This is a genomic window from Salinivibrio sp. MA427 (assembly GCF_001996115.1).
GTDB lineage: Bacteria > Pseudomonadota > Gammaproteobacteria > Enterobacterales > Vibrionaceae > Salinivibrio > Salinivibrio costicola.
In genome coordinates, this window is record NZ_MUFH01000358.1 from 1 (window position 1) to 2,197 (window position 2,197).

General features: G+C 42.7%; 2 protein-coding genes. Both read right to left on the bottom strand.

Annotated features, from left to right (window positions below; all coding sequences use genetic code 11):
* On the bottom strand, positions 1 to 918 hold a 918-nt coding region (gene rfbB, locus BZG79_RS14440; RefSeq protein ID WP_077774752.1), incomplete at its 3' end, for a dTDP-glucose 4,6-dehydratase.
* Positions 915 to 2,183: a UDP-N-acetyl-D-mannosamine dehydrogenase gene (wecC, locus tag BZG79_RS14445; RefSeq protein ID WP_077774753.1), complete on the bottom strand. Its 1,269-nt coding sequence runs from the start codon at positions 2,181 to 2,183 to the stop codon at positions 915 to 917. The genes rfbB and wecC, both read right to left, overlap by 4 nt.
* Positions 2,184 to 2,197: the final 14 nt, after the last annotated feature.

The following is a 2,197-nucleotide window of genomic DNA, read 5'->3' on the forward strand; positions in this document are numbered from 1 at the left end:
ATCATGTCCAGGACGGTCTTGCACGTAAGTGATTTGCTCGGCATAGGAAGTCGTTTTCGGGACTAATGTGTCTAAAATTGCACAAATCGCTTCGACTACCTCAACATTTTTCTTTTCATTGTAGCCACCTATGTTGTAGGTTTCACCAACTTCGCCTTCCGTGACGACTTTATAGAGCGCTCGAGCATGGTCTTCGACATACAGCCAATCACGAATTTGGTCGCCTTTACCATAGATAGGTAAGGCTTTACCTGCTAAGGCATTCAGAATAACAAGCGGGATCAGCTTTTCAGGGAAATGATAGGGACCATAGTTATTGGAACAATTGGTGACTATGGTTGGTAGTCCGTAAGTACGCATCCAAGCACGAACCAAATGATCACTTGAGGCTTTAGACGCTGAATAAGGGCTTGAAGGTGCATAAGGCGTGGTTTCTAAAAACATTGGCAGCGGTTCATTCGCAGATTCCGCCCCCTGTTTAACATCATCAGGATGTGGGAGATCACCATATACTTCATCGGTGGAGATATGATGAAAACGAAACGCTTGTTTAGCACAGTCATTAAGCTGGCTCCAATACTCTCGAGTCGCTTCTAATAGCGTATAGGTTCCCACAACATTGGTTTCGACAAAGGCCGCGGGACCATCAATTGAGCGGTCAACGTGCGATTCAGCCGCTAGATGCATCACCGCATCGGGTTGATGCTCGGCAAAAACACGATCAAGCTCTACTCGGTTGCAAATATCCACTTGCTCAAACGCGTAGCGATCGCTTTCGGAAACTGACGCTAACGATTCAAGGTTACCAGCGTAGGTCAGCTTATCAAGATTCACCACACTATCGTTGGTATTTTGAATAATATGGCGAATGACCGCAGAACCAATAAAGCCTGCGCCGCCTGTGACGAGTATTTTCATCGCCAAATACCTTTAGTGTCAATTATAAAATCAGAACTTATTTTTCTTTCTTTGAATTCTTTATGATCAACAAGCAACACATGAATATCGGCAGTCTTCTTCGCAATTTCAAAACTCTCTAATTGAGCTTGCTCCAACGAACTTGGTAGTTCATGAATGTTAGGCTCAACAGCAATCACGTTACCCGAATGTAAGGAAACAATTTTTTTAACTATTTGCATTGCAGGACTTTCACGCAAATCATCAATATCTGGTTTAAATGACAAACCGTAGCAAGCAACGGTTACTTCACATACTCTTTTATCTGGATTCGCTTGCAAATAATCAGCAATCGCAAGCTTTACCTTCTCAACTACCCAGCTTGGTTTACTATCGTTAACATCACGTGCAACATGAATAAGTTTTGATTGCTCCGGTGTATTAGAAACAATAAACCAAGGATCAACTGCGATGCAGTGTCCACCAACACCTGGACCTGGTTGCAGAATGTTTACACGAGGATGGCGATTTGCTAATGCGATAAGTTCCCATACATTAATGTCTAACTTGTCACAAATGATTGAGAGTTCGTTCGCAAATGCAATTTGGACATCACGAGAACTATTTTCTGTTAGTTTCGCCATTTCTGCCGTGCGCGCATTAGTTACTACACACTCACCTTTTACAAAGGTACGATATAACTCCACTGAGCGTTCAGAGCAGCGAGAAGACATACCACCGATAACTCGATCATTTTCTACTAGCTCACGAACAACATGACCAGGTAATACACGCTCTGGGCAATGAGCAATATTAACATCTGCTTTGTTCCCATGAGTTTGTGGAAAAGTCAGATCGTTGCGAGCGACAGCTAGCCAATCAGCTACCTGCTCTGTTGCGCCAACTGGAGACGTTGATTCTAGTATAATGAGGTCACCTTTTTTTAGAACTGGTGCAATCGCTTTGCTGGCTGCCTCGATAAAAGATAAATCTGGTGTTGGTATTTCATCTTTTTTGCGTGGTAAAAAAGGAGTAGGGACAGCTATCAAGAATGCATCTGCTGGCTCGGGCTTTAACGTTGCTTTTAAATAGCCTTCAGCGACAGCAGCGCTAACGATATGATCAAGCTCAGGCTCTATAATATGGATCTCACCTTGATTTATCGTATCTACCGCATGTTGATTAACATCAACACCAACAACATACTTTTTGTGTGAGGCAAACATTGCTGCAGTGGGTAGACCAATATAACCTAAACCAACTACTGATATTTTTTCAAAAGACATTATTACTTCCTAAC

Coding starts and splice junctions, on each gene's coding strand:
- wecC (WP_077774753.1), bottom strand. CDS start 2,183: ATGTCTTTTGAAAAAATATCAGTAGTTGGTTTAGGTTATATTGGTCTA.